This window comes from Pseudarthrobacter arbutini, assembly GCF_054510915.1.
Genome location: NZ_JBTNDQ010000008.1, coordinates 123,875 through 138,348, shown reverse-complemented (window position 1 = coordinate 138,348; position 14,474 = coordinate 123,875). Strand labels below are relative to the sequence as shown.

At 65.7% G+C, this 14,474-nt stretch carries 13 protein-coding genes; 7 read left to right on the top strand and 6 right to left on the bottom strand.

All coding sequences use genetic code 11. The annotated features are described in order from the left end of the window. Positions 1-11: 11 nt before the first annotated feature. Positions 12-1,202 carry a sensor histidine kinase gene (locus ACX80V_RS11090; protein ID WP_485843160.1) on the bottom strand — a complete coding sequence of 397 codons (1,191 nt, stop codon included), beginning with the start codon at positions 1,200-1,202 and terminating at the stop codon, positions 12-14. A gap of 178 nt (positions 1,203-1,380) precedes the next feature. Between ACX80V_RS11090 and ACX80V_RS11085 the strand changes: the two genes are divergently transcribed. Next, on the top strand, positions 1,381-1,761 hold the full coding sequence (locus ACX80V_RS11085; RefSeq protein WP_104063077.1) for a DUF485 domain-containing protein: 381 nt from the start codon (positions 1,381-1,383) through the stop codon (positions 1,759-1,761). Further along, a complete protein-coding gene (locus ACX80V_RS11080) occupies positions 1,758-3,374 on the top strand; it encodes a monocarboxylic acid transporter (protein ID WP_485843159.1) in 1,617 nt (538 codons plus the stop codon). Before ACX80V_RS11085 ends, ACX80V_RS11080 begins: the two co-directional genes overlap by 4 nt. A gap of 159 nt (positions 3,375-3,533) precedes the next feature. On the opposite strand, the gene ACX80V_RS11075 is transcribed toward ACX80V_RS11080, so the two are convergent. The 4 genes from ACX80V_RS11075 to ACX80V_RS11060 form a co-directional block, all read right to left on the bottom strand. Then, positions 3,534-4,121, bottom strand: a complete 588-nt coding sequence (locus ACX80V_RS11075; RefSeq protein ID WP_485843158.1) for a hypothetical protein — start codon at positions 4,119-4,121, stop codon at positions 3,534-3,536. A gap of 6 nt (positions 4,122-4,127) precedes the next feature. Beyond that, positions 4,128-4,532 (bottom strand): DUF4383 domain-containing protein, encoded by a 405-nt coding sequence (locus ACX80V_RS11070; protein WP_252613678.1) that lies wholly within the window; start codon positions 4,530-4,532, stop codon positions 4,128-4,130. A 131-nt stretch (positions 4,533-4,663) separates the two neighbouring features. Next, positions 4,664-5,323: a hypothetical protein gene (locus ACX80V_RS11065; protein WP_485843157.1), complete on the bottom strand. Its 660-nt coding sequence runs from the start codon at positions 5,321-5,323 to the stop codon at positions 4,664-4,666. 139 nt (positions 5,324-5,462) lie between these two features. Next, a complete protein-coding gene (locus ACX80V_RS11060; RefSeq protein ID WP_058929526.1) occupies positions 5,463-5,936 on the bottom strand; it encodes an Lrp/AsnC family transcriptional regulator in 474 nt (157 codons plus the stop codon). Between the two features lie 195 nt (positions 5,937-6,131). Here ACX80V_RS11060 and pdhA point away from each other — a divergent pair, with 195 nt between their 5' ends. From pdhA to ACX80V_RS11045, 3 genes are read left to right on the top strand one after another with little or no spacing between them, the layout of a single operon-like run. Further along, entirely contained in the window at positions 6,132-7,241 is a 1,110-nt protein-coding gene (pdhA, locus tag ACX80V_RS11055) for a pyruvate dehydrogenase (acetyl-transferring) E1 component subunit alpha (protein ID WP_485843156.1), read from the top strand. Further along, entirely contained in the window at positions 7,241-8,251 is a 1,011-nt protein-coding gene (locus tag ACX80V_RS11050) for an alpha-ketoacid dehydrogenase subunit beta (protein ID WP_058929524.1), read from the top strand. The genes pdhA and ACX80V_RS11050 overlap by 1 nt, the downstream gene beginning before the upstream one ends. Next, complete coding sequence (locus tag ACX80V_RS11045) at positions 8,248-9,591, top strand: dihydrolipoamide acetyltransferase family protein (protein WP_485843155.1); 1,344 nt, start codon at positions 8,248-8,250, stop codon at positions 9,589-9,591. Before ACX80V_RS11050 ends, ACX80V_RS11045 begins: the two co-directional genes overlap by 4 nt. 125 nt (positions 9,592-9,716) lie before the next feature. Here the strand turns inward: ACX80V_RS11045 and ACX80V_RS11040 are convergent, their stop codons facing one another. Continuing rightward, positions 9,717-10,337: an SACE_7040 family transcriptional regulator gene (locus ACX80V_RS11040; protein WP_485843210.1), complete on the bottom strand. Its 621-nt coding sequence runs from the start codon at positions 10,335-10,337 to the stop codon at positions 9,717-9,719. A 299-nt stretch (positions 10,338-10,636) separates the two neighbouring features. Between ACX80V_RS11040 and ACX80V_RS11035 the strand changes: the two genes are divergently transcribed. Then, positions 10,637-12,244: a carboxyl transferase domain-containing protein gene (locus tag ACX80V_RS11035; RefSeq protein WP_485843154.1), complete on the top strand. Its 1,608-nt coding sequence runs from the start codon at positions 10,637-10,639 to the stop codon at positions 12,242-12,244. A 7-nt stretch (positions 12,245-12,251) separates the two neighbouring features. Continuing rightward, on the top strand, positions 12,252-14,474 hold the full coding sequence (locus ACX80V_RS11030; RefSeq protein ID WP_485843153.1) for an acetyl/propionyl/methylcrotonyl-CoA carboxylase subunit alpha: 2,223 nt from the start codon (positions 12,252-12,254) through the stop codon (positions 14,472-14,474).

Below are 14,474 nucleotides of genomic sequence, written 5' to 3'. Positions count from 1 at the left end.
GGCCGCCAGGTTCAGGCGTCGTGGCCGGGCTGGGACTTGGGCACGCGCATGGTGATCAGCGTTCCCTCGCCCGGGGCTGTCTCGATCACCAGGCCGTGCTGGTCCCCGTAAACCTGTCGGAGCCGGGCGTCCACGTTGCGCAGCCCCACGTGGTCGCCGTCGTGGTGCCCGGCCAGCATCGACTGGAGCTCGGCAGGGTCCATCCCCACGCCGTCGTCCTCTATGGTCACTTCCGCATAGGCGCCCGAATCATTGGCCGTGATGGTGATGTGGCCCGCCCCTTCCTTGGCCTCCAGGCCGTGCCTGACGGCGTTCTCCACCAGAGGCTGCAGGCTCAGGAACGGGATGACGGTGCTCAGGACTTCAGGCGCGATCCGCAGGCTGACCTGGACGCGGTCACCGAAGCGGGCGCGCTCCAGCAGCAGGTACCGGTCGATGCAGCGCAGTTCCTCCGCCAGCGTGGTGAAGTCACCGTGGCGCCGGAACGAGTACCTCGTAAAATCAGCGAACTCCACCACCAGCTCGCGCGCCCGCTCCGGATCCGTGTTGATGAACGACGCGATGGCGTTCAGCGAGTTGTAGATGAAATGCGGACTGATCTGGGCACGCAGCGCCCGCACCTCGGCTTCCATCAGCAGCGTCCGGGACGCGTCCAGCTCAGCCAACTCCACCTGGACGGCCACCCAGTCCGCCACTTCGCTGGTGGCACGGACCAGGCCCGCGCCCGCCGCCGGGGCAAACGCCGCCACGACGCCCACCACCCGTGAGCCCGCACGGACCGGAGCGATGACGGCGGCGAAGCTTCCGGAGGCAGGCCCTGCGCCCAGGTCCCGCGGCTGGAGCACCGCGGTCCGGCCGCCGAGCAGGACGTCGGCAGCCAGGTCCATCAACCGGGGCTTCAGTTCCTCCGCGGCACCGTCCCAGGCGAGCACCCCGGCCGTATCGGTGATGGCCAGCGCATCGCAGCCCAGCAGGTTCCTTAGCTGCCGGCTCGCCTTGGCGGCGCCTGCCGGATTGAGGCCCGTACGCAGATGCTGCCCGGCACTCGATGCAGTGTGGAGGGTGTTGTACGTCGCGCGCTCGGCGTCGGTGCCCAGCTCACGGAAGGATCGGAGCAGCTTGATGCCAACGCCGACGACGACGGCGATCGCCAGCACAATCACCGCAACTGCGGCGGCGGTCAGGAGCGGGGAGTCCGGCATGGTGCCCAGCGTAGCGGCGGGTGCCGTTAGTCGCAGCATCGTAACCGTTGAGCGACCGTTCCGGCCATGGTTCTGGAATAGGCGACTACCGCAGCGCAGAGTGATTGCAGTCACATTGTCCGCATCCTGTCCGCAGGCCGGTCCGTGTGAACCAGGCAAGTCTCAATGAGGAGGAACGATGGGTAACGATGCCCACACTCCGGACGCAGCGGCGTCCGTGGACTTCGAACAGGTCCAGTCGACAGAGCGGTTCCAGGAACTGCGCAAACGTCACCGCAGCTTTGTGTTCCCCATGGCCGTGGCATTCCTGCTGTGGTACTTCGCGTATGTCCTGCTGGCTGACTACGCCGTCGAGTTTATGTCCACCAAAGTGTGGGGCAACATCAACGTCGGCCTGATCCTGGGCCTGCTGCAGTTCGTCTCCACGTTCGCCATCACCGGCTGGTACGTCAGCTACTCCAACCGGAAGCTGGACCCCATCGCGGCGGAGATCCGCAACGAAATCGAAGGCCATGAGTTTGATAAGGACGGCAACATCCTGAGTGGAGTGACCAAATGATCGGGATTGCCACGGCCGTAGACGTTGCCGACCTGAAAGAAACCACGCTGCTCAACATGGGCATCTTCGGGCTGTTCGTCGCCGTCACCATGGTGATTGTGCTGCGGGCCAGCCGGAACAACAAAACCGCGGCGGACTACTACGCTGCCGGCCGCTCGTTCACGGGTTCCCAGAACGGAACGGCCATTGCCGGTGATTACCTGTCCGCCGCATCCTTCCTGGGGATCACCGGCGCCATCGCCATCAACGGCTATGACGGCTTTATGTACTCCATCGGGTTCCTGGTGGCCTGGCTGGTGGCGCTCCTGCTTGTGGCCGAACTCCTCCGGAACACCGGAAAGTTCACCATGGCCGATGTCCTTTCCTTCCGGCTTAAGCAGCGGCCGGTCCGCATCGCGGCGGCCATCTCCACCCTCGCCGTCTGCTTCTTCTACCTGCTCGCGCAGATGGCCGGAGCCGGCAGCCTCATTTCGCTGCTGCTGGGCATCAGCGACTGGGGCGGACAGGCACTGGTGATTATCGTCGTCGGCGCCCTGATGATCATGTACGTCCTGATCGGCGGGATGAAGGGCACCACCTGGGTCCAGATCATCAAGGCGATCCTGCTGATTGCGGGCGCGGCAGTCATGACCTTCTGGGTCCTGGCCATCTACGGCTTCAACGTCTCCAGCCTTCTTGGTGCGGCGGTTGATACCGCCGGCAACCCGGCTGTACTGAACCCCGGCCTGCAGTACGGCAAGACCGAGACCTCCAAGCTGGACTTTATGTCCCTGGGCCTCGCCCTGGTCCTGGGAACGGCTGCCCTGCCCCACGTCCTGATGCGCTTCTACACCGTGCCCACGGCCAAGGAAGCCCGGAAGTCCGTGGTGTGGTCCATCTGGCTGATTGGCCTCTTCTACCTGTTCACCCTGGTGCTGGGCTACGGAGCCGCTGCACTGGTTGGCGCCGAAACCATCAAGTCAGCCCCCGGCGGCGTCAACTCCGCCGCACCCCTGCTGGCCTTCCACCTGGGCGGGCCGCTGCTGCTGGGCTTTATCTCCGCCGTAGCCTTCGCCACCATCCTGGCTGTGGTGGCCGGGTTGACCATCACCGCCGCAGCCTCCTTTGCCCACGACATCTACGCCAGCGTCATCTCCAAGGGCAAGGCCGACGCCGACACCGAGGTCAAGGTGGCGCGGCGCACCGTGGTGGTCATCGGCGTGATGGCCATCCTGGGCGGTATCTTCGCCAACGGCCAGAACGTGGCCTTCCTCGTAGCGCTCGCCTTTGCCGTCGCGGCGTCGGCGAACCTCCCGACCATCATCTACTCGCTGTTCTGGCGCCGGTTCACCACCCAGGGTGCGGTCTGGAGCATGTACGGCGGCCTGGGCTCGGCCATTGTCCTGATCGCCTTCTCGCCGGTGGTTTCCGGCCTGAAGACCTCCATGATCCCGGGGGCCAACTTCGCCTTCTTCCCCTTGAGCAACCCCGGCATTGTGTCCATCCCGCTGGCGTTCCTGCTCGGCTGGCTGGGTACGGTGCTGGACAAGAAGCGCGAGGACTCGGCCAAGCAGGCCGAGATGGAAGTACGCTCCCTGACCGGTGTGGGTGCGGAGAAAGCCGTGGACCACTGATTGATGACTGAGTACCGAACAAGCCGACAGTCCGGAGCAAACCGGGACTTCGGAACCGGCTGACAGTCAGAGAGCCCCTGTGCCGCAAGGCACAGGGGCTCTCTGACGTTCCAACTGCAGGCGACGCTCAGCTGGGGGCGACGTTCAAAGGCGGGGGCGTCAGCGCTGATGGTGGCCCGCCGGCACGGCCGGACCGCCGTGCTGACCATGCGGCACCGCAAACTGGCCCGCTGTGGAAGCGGCGAGTCCCGGCGTCGCGATTCCGGCCACCAGCACGGCACCGGCGAAAGCGGTGAGCAGCAGGATGCCCGGCCTGGCAGCGGCGGGCGCCATGCCGTCGTCGTCCATTCCCCGGAGCCGGCGCCCCTTCAGCCAGGCGGCCGACGCGACAATCATGAGCGTCAGCAGCAGCGCTGCGAGGTGGCTGAGGTGAAGGCTGGACGTGTCGCTGCTGAAGGCAAGGGCCGCCACGTGCGCCCCGGATGCCGTCAGCAGGAACGCCACGGTCCGCCCGGACCCGACAATCCGTCCGCGGTGCAAGGCCAGGACGGTCCAGAGGATCAGGGCCGCTCCCCAGCCGCCGGAGACGACCGCCAGGGCTGGCTGCCAGACGGAGCCGGACACTCCCGGCTCCGCGAGGAGGCTTGAGGAAACGGCGAGGTTCACTGAGCCGGCCCCGAATCCTGCGAAGCCGCCGAAGAGCCGGACGGCCGGGACGGCCCATCCCTCTCCTGGCTCGGCAGCCATGGCCGGCTACGCCCGGACGGCTGTTGCGGACTTGTCCATGGACAGACCCACGCCCAGCAGCAGGACTGCGCTGGCCAAGTGGAGGACGTTGTCGGCACCGTTGAGCGCGATGATGTTCAGTGGCGAGGTCAGCAGGAACAGCCCAAGCACACCGACCAGGAGATAGACGGCACCCACGCCGGTGTTGACCGTACGGGCCATGGCCGTGCTTTTCAGGCCCGCGTACAGAAGTGCGCCGCCGATCGCGAGGTGGATGACATTGTGCAGGGGATTCACCTCAAAAATGATGAGGTTGGCGCCCTCCGTGGCGAAGAAGCCGATGCCGGAGGTCACCACGAAACCCAGGAGACCGACAAGAAGATAAACGGCACCGAAGACGGTGGCGACAAGGCGGTTCGGAGAAGTGTGCATGGCCCGAATCCTTCCGGTAAGGCGGGGACGGTTTGTCCCGGCCAGACTGCGGGATCCCGAATGGGATCCTCGTAGAAGCAATTCGGACCATGTCCCCGTGCGGATGGGGTGCTGGCTTGGGTTGTGTGGCGCTAGGCCTGGGGCTTGAGCTTGATGTTGATCATTTTCAGCTCGTCGGTGCCTTCGAAGCGGTAGACGAGGTCGATCTTCTTGTCGCCGTCGCAGGTGATGAGGCCGGCAACGTCGGCCGCCTTGGTGCCGTTCTCGGTGCTGGCCGTGACTTCGTTGTAGGCAGTCTTGCAGGTGCTGTCCATCTCCAGGGTCTTGATACCGGCGATGAAGTCCTCCTTGGTCAGCTGCTCATGGAGGGCGGGGTCAAGATAGTCGTCGTAGGCCTTGGAACTGTCGCCGGCAATCACCAGCTTGGTGAAGCTGTCAGCCAGGCCCCGGGCATGGTTGGTGGCTCCGTTGACAATGTTGACCAGGATGAGGACACCGACGACCGCCAGCAGCAGGACACCGCCTACAACGCCGAGGATGGTCCACAGCTTCCGGCGGCTTTGCGCCGGGGGCTCTTGTCCGGGCAGGCCGAATGGCCCCTCGGACGAGTATTGCCCTGGTGCGCCGTATTGCCCCGGCTCACCGTGCTGTGGCGGGTTGCCGGGCAGCGGTGGCGCGCCATGCTCCCCGGGGTTGCCGGGTTGCCCCGATGGTTGCGCGGGCTGCCCCGTTGGTGGCGCGGGCCAGGCCGCCGGCTGGACCGGCTGGTACGGTCCCTGAGGATTGCTCACGATGGAGCCTTTCCGGCAACGCACTGGCACTGCCTTATTGTTGGGACCCGCTGAACGGCACCCATGGATTCACCTTGGAACAGCCTATAACCCAGCCCGCCGGGGCTGGGTATCGGGGCGGTAATAAGGGCTGCTGGCCCTAAGCGTCTCCGGATCCCCGCTCGAGCAGCGGCTGGATGCGGAACGGGATGAGTTCGCTCATGGCCAGTGCGGTGTCCGTCCTGTCCACTCCATCGCACGCCAGGATTTTCCCGTTGATCCGGAAGAGGTCCTCGGCGTCCAGGGCCACTACCCGGAGCAGGAGGTCAGCGGAGCCGGTGAGGCCGTAGCCTTCCAGGATTTCCGGAATGCCGGCGAGGTCATGGGCCAGCTGTCCCAGTTTCTGCTGCTGGACGTGGACGGAAATGAACGCCATGAGCGGATAGCCCAGGGACGCCGGGTTGATACGCCGTTCGAAGGACAGGAAGACGTGCTTCTTTTCCAGCTGGGCCATGCGCGCCTGCACGGTGTTCCGGGACAGCCCCAGCTTCTGGGCCAACGCCACCACGGTCCGCCGGGGGTCACGGGCCAGTGCCGAGAGCAGCCGCGTGTCCGTGCCATCCAAAGCTTGCATAATGCGCAACGTTAGCACGGTCAGGGCAGTGCAAACAGGGCACTATGCGCAATATCCGCCGCGGTGGTTGTACCCATTGAGCATTGTGAGTAGGGTCACAAATATCCGGGGCAACGGCGCCCGGGCGGCCGGCGGCGGGCGGGACCACAAGTCCCCAGGCTCCGGTCAAACGACGTGAGAAGGTTGCGTGCCATCGTGTCTACAGACAGGAACCTGATCCAGCTGGTTACCCCGGCAGGGGAGCGGATCAGCCACCCGGAGTTTGACCCCTGGGTGAAGGACATCGGGGATGAGCAGTTGTGTTCCCTCTACGAGGACCTGACGGTCATCCGGCGGATCGATGTTGAGGCCACCGCCCTCCAGCGTCAGGGCGAGCTCGGTCTTTGGCCCCCGTTGCTGGGGCAGGAGGCGGCGCAAGTCGGTTCCGGCAGGGCCCTGCGCGAGGACGACTTTGTCTTCTCCAGCTACCGGGAAAACGGCGTGGCGTACTGCCGCGGCGTGGACCTGACGGACATTACGCGGGTGTGGCGTGGCACGGCCTCCTCCGGGTGGGATCCGTACTCCGTGAATATGGCCACCCCGCAGATCATCATCGGCGCGCAGACCCTGCATGCCACCGGTTACGCCATGGGCATCCAGAACGACGGCGCGGACTCGGTGGCGGTGACATACTTCGGCGACGGTGCCACCAGCGAAGGCGACGTCAACGAGGCCATGGTCTTTGCCGCCAGCTTCCAGGCACCCGTGGTCTTCTTCTGCTCGAACAACCACTGGGCAATTTCGGAGCCTGTGCGGTTGCAGTCCCACATCCAGATCGCGGACCGGGCCGCCGGATTCGGCATTCCGAGCCTCCGGGTGGACGGCAATGATGTGCTGGCCGTGATGGCAGCCACGCGCGTGGCATTGGACCGTGCCCGGCACGGTGGCGGACCTACCTTCATCGAAGCGGTCACCTACCGCATGGGACCGCACACCACCGCCGACGATCCCACCCGCTACCGTGACGCCAATGAACTGGAGGACTGGGCTGCAAAGGACCCCATCCTACGGATCAAGGCACTGCTGGAACGCAAAGGACTCCTCACGGAGCAGGTCCAGCAGCACGTCCACGACAAGGCAGAGTCAGTCGCCCGCGAAATCCGTTCAGGCTGCATCGGCATGCCGGATCCGGAGCCGATGGACATCTTCAAGAACGTGTACAGCGAGCCCAACTCGTGGCTGGACCGGCAGCAGGACCACTACGCCCGTTACCTGGCTTCCTTCGGCGATCCCGCGGGAGCCACCTCAGAAGAAGGTGCACGCTGATGACCCAGATGACCTTTGCCCGCGCCATCAATTCCGGCCTGCGCAAATCCCTCGAAAACGATCCAAAAGTCATCCTCATGGGCGAGGACATCGGTACCCTCGGCGGTGTTTTCCGGGTGACCGACGGCCTGCAGAAGGATTTCGGCACCCACCGTGTGGTGGACACCCCGCTGGCCGAGTCGGCCATCATGGGCACCGCCGTCGGCCTCGCCTACCGCGGGTACCGCCCGGTGGTGGAGATCCAGTTCGACGGCTTTATCTACCCTGCCTTCGACCAGATCGTGAGCCAGGTGGCAAAGCTGCACTACCGCACCCAGGGGGCCGTGAAGATGCCCATCACCATCCGCGTCCCGTTCGGAGGCGGCATCGGCTCACCCGAGCACCACTCCGAGTCTCCCGAGGCGTACTTCACGCATACCTCGGGGCTTCGCGTGGTCAGCGTCTCCAACCCGCAGGATGCACACACCGTGATCCAGCAGGCCATCCTGTCCGATGACCCGGTACTGTACTTCGAACCCAAGCGCCGCTACCACGACAAGGGTGAAGTGGATGAGGGCATCGATCCGCGCACCGCGCTGCCCATGGACTCCGCCCGCGTTGTCACCGAGGGCACGGACGTGACGCTCGTGGCCTACGGGCCGTTGGTGAAGACGGCCAAGGACGCAGCAACCGCGGCCGCCGACGAAGGCATCTCCATCGAGGTCATCGACCTGCGCTCGCTGGCACCCGTGGACTACGCCACCGTTGAAGCATCCGTCCGGAAAACGGGCAGGCTGGTGGTCACCCATGAAGCCGGCCAGTCCGGTGGCCTGGGCGCCGAAGTTGCGGCCAGCATTACCGAGCGGTGCTTCTACCACCTCGAAACCGCCCCCGTCCGTATCACCGGGTTCGATATTCCCTACCCGTACTCCAAGCTCGAAATGCACCATCTGCCCGGCCTGGACCGGATCCTCGACGGCGTGGACCGCGCCCTCGGACGCCCGAACTCCCTCAGCGGGTTGGAAGGATGAGCGCCACCATGATCAAGGAATTCAGGCTCCCGGACCTCGGCGAAGGCCTCACGGAATCAGAAATCCTCAGCTGGAAAGTGGCAGTGGGGGACACGGTGACGCTGAACCAGGTCATCGCCGAGGTGGAAACCGCCAAGGCCGTAGTGGAGCTGCCGTCACCTTTCGCGGGCGTGATCACTGCGCTCCATGAAGAGCCGGGAACAATCGTGGAGGTGGGCAAGCCGATCGTCTCCTTCGAAGTAGCGGACGACGGCGGCGCCTCACCTTCAGGGGCTGCGCCCACCGGGGCGGCCACTGCTGCAGCGGGGACGGCGAAACGCGAGCCGAACCTGGTTGGTTACGGCGCCGTCGTCGAAAGCTCAGGCCGTCCCGCCCGCCGGGCGCGGAACTTCGCAGCGCCGGCGGTTGAGCCTGTCGAAACCGACGCCGCGGAGCGTCCACGCTCCACCCCGCCGGTCCGGAAACTGGCCAAGGACCTCGGCGTCGAGCTAGCCGCGGTCGCGGGCACCGGAGCCGGCGGCCTGATCACGCGGGAGGATGTCCAGAATTTTGTTGGCGGCGGCGAATTGTCGGCACCGGTACGCCATCTTTCCGCCGTATCCGATTCGGTTTCCCCCGCCGGACTGGCGCCACAGGGTGGGCGGGAAGTTCGGACTCCGATCAAGGGTGTCCGCAAGTTCACGGCCGCCGCGATGGTGGCAAGTGCGTTCACGGCTCCCCACGCGACGGAATTCCTCACGGTGGATGTCACGCCCACCATGGACCTGCTGGCCAAGCTGAAGACGAGCCGGGCCTTTTCCGGCTACAAGCTCACACCGCTGACGCTGGTGGCGAAGGCTGTGCTGATCGCGCTGCGGCGGAACCCGTCGCTGAATTCGCGGTGGGAGGAAGCCAGCCAGGAGATCGTGCAGTTCAACTACGTGAACCTGGGCATCGCCGCCGCAACTCCGCGCGGGCTCACCGTGCCGAATATCAAGGACGCGGATACCCTGTCGCTGCTGGAACTCTCCGCAGCCCTGACCGGGCTGACCGAGACGGCACGGGCCGGCAAGACCGCGCCGGCTGACCTGTCCGGCGGCACTATCTCCATCACGAATATCGGGGTCTTTGGCATCGACGCGGGTACTCCCATCCTGAACCCCGGCGAGGCTGCCATCCTGGCCATGGGGGCCGTGCGGAAAATGCCGTGGGAATTCCAGGATGAGGTGGCCCTGCGCCAGGTCATGACACTGAGCCTGTCCTTTGACCATCGCCTGGTGGACGGGGAGCAGGGTTCGAGGTTCCTCGCCGACGTTGGCGCCATCCTGGCCGAACCCGGCATGGTGCTCACGATGGTCTAACCCACGAGTTTTTGTCCAGATAATCCGGGTTTCGGGTGGTCTAACTCGGTTTATCTGGACAAAAACTCCAGGGCCATTCTGTGGCCCGGAGCCTCTGAGGGCCCGCTCTTGAAATCGTTTCCTGGTCAGGGGGCCGGGGGAACGTTCACCGTGAGTGCCGCCAGCGCCATGCTTTCGAGCAGCGGCCGGGCCGTTTTGGGCGCAATCTTGCGTCCGTGGTTCCGCACCGAGTGTGGCGTGGAGTTGATCAGGCCGAACGTAGCGTGCGCCCGCATCCGCAGTTCGACGGCGTCGGTGCCCGGATGCAGCAGCGCCAGGACCTCCACCCAAATCTCCACGTAGTTCCGCTGCAGTGTCCGGACCTCGGACTGGTCCTTCTGGCTGAGGTTGCTGAAATCGCGGTCCTGCACGCGGATCACGTCGGGCTTGCCCAGTGCGAACTCCACCTGGAATCCCACCAGCCTTCGGAGCGCTGCCATGGGGTCCTTGGTTTCGGCAATGACGCGCAGGCCGCCGTCGAGCAGCTCGCGGCTGACGGTGAGCAGCAGGTCTCCCAACACCGCCTGCTTGCCCTGGAAGTGGCGATAGACGGCCGGGCCGCTGACACCCGCTGCGGCGCCCAGGTCTTCCAGCGATACCCGGTTGAATCCGTGCAGGGCGAAGAGCGCCGCGGCGGCGGCAAGCAGCGCCTGGCGGCGGCTCTCCTTCGCCTGGCTGCGGGGCGTTCCGGGAGCTGCGTGGGCTATCGCGGCCGCGGGTCTTCCTGGAGCTGCCGGCGTCGCCGCAGCGGCCTGCGCTGCCGAAACGGGTCGTGTTGCCGAGTTCGGATGCTCAGACTGGGCCGGTGCGGACGGCTTGACCGGTCGGGTGGTGGGCACGCTTTTCCTCCTAGGAACAGCCGATTCTAGCAATGTCCTGTTGTGTTGGACATCACAGTTAATAAAGACTAACCTGAATTCCAGTTATAAAGCATTAACCGAGCTGGCTTTTCCGGCTCTCGCCGGAGCCATGGTGGCTTTCAAAAGATGAGGAACGGACACAGTCGATGGAGACCCTCGCCAGCCGGCTTGATGCCGCAAGTGAAGTGTTTGCGGCAAACAACGCTGCGCAGCTCGCGCTGGCCGCCGAGCTCCGGACCAGGCTGGCTGAGGCCGCGTTGGGCGGGCCGGAGAAGTCGCGGGAGCGCCATGTGGGGCGCGGGAAGCTGCTGCCCCGAGAGCGCATTGACCGGCTGCTGGATGATGGCAGCCCGTTCCTGGAGATCGCGCCGCTGGCAGCCAACGGCATGTACAACAACGACTCGCCGGGAGCCGGGGTTATTGCCGGTATCGGCCTGGTCCACGGCCGCCAGGTGCTGGTGATCTCCAACGACGCCACCGTCAAGGGCGGCACCTACTACCCGATGACCGTGAAGAAGCACCTCCGCGCCCAGGAGATAGCGCTGGAGAACCGGCTGCCGTGCATCTATCTGGTGGATTCGGGCGGGGCGTTCCTCCCGAAGCAGGACGAAGTTTTTCCTGACAAGGAGCATTTCGGCCGGATCTTCTTCAACCAGGCGAAGATGTCTGCCGCGAAGATCCCGCAGATCGCCTCGGTGATGGGTTCCTGCACGGCAGGCGGCGCTTATGTTCCGGCGATGAGCGATGAGACGGTGATCGTGCGGAACCAGGGCACTATCTTCCTGGGCGGTCCGCCGCTGGTGAAGGCTGCCATCGGGGAGATCGTCACGGCGGAGGAACTGGGCGGCGGTGACGTGCACTCGAAAATCTCCGGCGTCACCGACCACCTGGCGGAGAACGATGAGCATGCCCTGCAGATCGTCCGGGACATCGTCTCCACGCTGCCGAGGCCGGCTGCCCCTGGCTGGGATGTGGACACCGTCGTCGAGCCCCTCGCGGATCCGGCGGAGTTGTACGGCGCCGTCCCCACGGACGTCAACGCGCAGTACGACGTCCACGAGGTTATTGCCCGGCTGGTGGACGGCAGCAGGTTCCACGAGTTCAAGAAGGAGTACGGCACCACCCTGGTCACAGGTTTTGCCAGGCTGCACGGGCACCCGGTGGGGATCGTGGCCAACAGCGGCGTGCTCTTCAGCGAGTCCTCGCTCAAGGGCGCGCACTTCATCGAACTCTGCGACCAGCGCGGCATTCCGCTTATTTTCCTGCAGAACATTTCCGGGTTTATGGTGGGCAGGGATTCCGAGCAGGGTGGCATTGCCAAAAACGGCGCCAAGATGGTCACCGCCGTCGCCACCGCCCGGGTGCCCAAGCTGACCGTCGTCATCGGCGGGTCCTTCGGCGCCGGCAACTACTCCATGTGCGGGCGGGCGTACTCGCCGCGCTTCCTGTGGATGTGGCCGGCAAGCCGCATCTCGGTGATGGGAGGGAACCAAGCCTCCGGCGTTCTCGCAACCGTCAAGCGTGACCAATACGAGGCCCGTGGCGAGGAATGGTCCGCAGAGGACGAGGAAGCCTTCAAGGCCCCGATCAAACAGCAGTACGAGGACCAGGGCAGCCCGTACTATTCCACCGCCCGCCTCTGGGACGACGGCGTGATCGACCCCGCGGATACCCGCACCGTCCTGGGACTGGCGCTCGACGTCGTCTCCCGCACCCCCCTGCCGGAGACCTCCTTCGGCCTTTTCCGGATGTGAGCCAGCCATGACCGTTTCCATGCCCGCCGTTCCTTCCGCAATCCGGCAGAAGCCGCTGTTCAGCACCGTGCTCGTCGCCAACCGCGGGGAGATCGCCTGCCGCGTCATCCGCACACTGCGCGCCCTGGGCATCCGCTCCGTAGCCGTCTACAGCGACGCCGACGCCGGGGCCCGCCACGTTCGCGAGGCTGACACCGCCGTGCGGATTGGCCCTGCCGCCGCAGGAGAAAGCTACCTGAAGATCGAGGCGATCCTCCAGGCCTGCCGCGACACCGGCGCCGAGGCAGTGCACCCCGGCTACGGCTTCCTCAGCGAGAACGTCGATTTTGCCCGCGCCCTCGAAGCCGCCGGCATCACCTTCATCGGCCCCGGCGTTGAGTCCCTGAACGTCATGGGCGACAAGATCCGGTCCAAGAACCACGTGGCCGGCTACGGAGTCCCCGTAGTGCCGGGCATCGCCGAACCGGGCATGACTGACGCGCAACTCATGGAGGCCGCGCCCGCCGTCGGGTTCCCGCTGCTCATCAAACCGTCAGCGGGCGGCGGCGGCAAGGGCATGCACATCGTGGAGCGCCACGAGGACCTCGAAGCCACGCTGGCCACCGCCCGCCGCGTCGCCGCGAGCGCCTTCGGCGATGACACGCTCTTCCTTGAACGGCTGGTCCGCACGCCGCGGCACATCGAGGTCCAGGTCCTGGCGGACAACCACGGCAACGTGATCCATCTGGGGGAGCGGGAGTGCTCGCTGCAGCGCCGCCACCAAAAGGTGATTGAGGAAGCGCCGTCGCCGCTGCTGGAGTCATTGCACGACGGCGGGGCCACCCGGGCCCGGATCGGCGAGGCCGCCTGCCAGGCGGCCCGCAGTGTCCACTACAGCGGCGCGGGAACTGTGGAATTCCTGGTCTCCGACGAGGCCCCTGACGAGTTCTTCTTTATGGAGATGAATACCCGTCTCCAGGTGGAGCACCCGGTGACCGAAATGGTCACCGGCGTGGACCTGGTCGAATGGCAGGTCCGCATCGCCGCCGGTGAGGAACTGACCGTCCGCCAGGCCGATGTCGAACTTAACGGGCACGCCGCCGAAGCCCGCGTCTACGCGGAAATCCCGGAGCGGAACTTCATGCCGTCCACCGGGACCGTGCTCCTGCTGGACGAAATGCCCGATCACGGAGCCGGAATGATCCGGGTGGATTCGGCCCTGCTCGAGGGGCTCGAGATCTCCTCCAGCTACGATCCGATGATCTCCAAAGTCATCGCGTGGGGCCCGGACCGCACCGTTGCCCTGGATACCCTGGACGCGGCACTCGCCGGCTACACAGCCCTTGGCATCGATACGAATGTTGAGTACCTGAGGCTGCTGATCAACGACGACGACGTCCGCGCCGGGCATCTCGACACCGGCCTGATCGAGCGCAAGATGCCAGACTTCGCCTTCCGGCGGATTGACGACGCCGAACTGGTCGCGGCCGCCTTGTACGCCGTTGTGAGCGGGGAACAGGACATCACGGGGACGCCACCGGGTCCGTGGCAGGCCAGCAACGGCTGGCGGATCGGCGCGCCGGCGCCCCGGCGGATCAGCCTGGGAACGCCCGACGGCGGCATCGCAACAGTGAGTGTCACAGGCCGCGTGGCTGCCGGCCCGGTCCAGGTCTGTGTCGGTGACGGGCCATGGCGGACGGCCTCGCTGCGACTGCCGGGCCGCGGGAGCCTGGTCCTTACCCTGGACGGCGAAACCACGGACTACTCGCTGGCGCCGGCGGACGCGGGCCCGGTCAACCTCACCCCGGACAACCTGCCCTCAGGAGTTCCCGCGGAACTGTTCCTCGGCAACGGAGGCTGGTCCTGCCGGCTGGAGGCGCTGACGCGTGAGTCACGGCTTGTCCGGGTTCTCGCCGCCGTCGAGCGCGAGGAAGGCACCGCGGACCCGGAGGTGCGCTCGCCCATGCCCGGCACGGTGGTATCCGTTGCGGTCAGCAACGGCGACACCGTGGCAGCCGGCCAGGTCCTTCTCTCCGTGGAAGCCATGAAGATGGAACACCAGCTCGTGGCAGAGGTGGCCGGCACGGTCCACATCAGCATCAAGGCCGGCCAGCCGGTCAAAGCAGACCAGGTGCTGGCCACCATCCACCCTTCAACCACCGCTTCAGACGCAGATTCACTTCAGGATTCCAACACGGAGTCGAACAAGGATTCCAACAAGGACTCCAACAACACAGGCAAGGGAGCCTAG

Bases quoted from the DNA above. Each gene is read 5' to 3' on its own strand.
- ACX80V_RS11045 (WP_485843155.1), top strand. From the start codon at position 8,248: ATGAGCGCCACCATGATCAAGGAATTCAGGCTCCCGGACCTCGGCGAA.
- ACX80V_RS11030 (WP_485843153.1), top strand. From the start codon at position 12,252: ATGACCGTTTCCATGCCCGCCGTTCCTTCCGCAATCCGGCAGAAGCCG.
- ACX80V_RS11060 (WP_058929526.1), bottom strand. From the start codon at position 5,936: ATGCAAGCTTTGGATGGCACGGACACGCGGCTGCTCTCGGCACTGGCC.
- ACX80V_RS11075 (WP_485843158.1), bottom strand. From the start codon at position 4,121: ATGGCTGCCGAGCCAGGAGAGGGATGGGCCGTCCCGGCCGTCCGGCTC.
- ACX80V_RS11035 (WP_485843154.1), top strand. From the start codon at position 10,637: ATGGAGACCCTCGCCAGCCGGCTTGATGCCGCAAGTGAAGTGTTTGCG.
- ACX80V_RS11080 (WP_485843159.1), top strand. From the start codon at position 1,758: ATGATCGGGATTGCCACGGCCGTAGACGTTGCCGACCTGAAAGAAACC.
- ACX80V_RS11085 (WP_104063077.1), top strand. From the start codon at position 1,381: ATGGGTAACGATGCCCACACTCCGGACGCAGCGGCGTCCGTGGACTTC.
- ACX80V_RS11050 (WP_058929524.1), top strand. From the start codon at position 7,241: ATGACCCAGATGACCTTTGCCCGCGCCATCAATTCCGGCCTGCGCAAA.
- ACX80V_RS11070 (WP_252613678.1), bottom strand. From the start codon at position 4,532: ATGCACACTTCTCCGAACCGCCTTGTCGCCACCGTCTTCGGTGCCGTT.
- ACX80V_RS11090 (WP_485843160.1), bottom strand. From the start codon at position 1,202: ATGCCGGACTCCCCGCTCCTGACCGCCGCCGCAGTTGCGGTGATTGTG.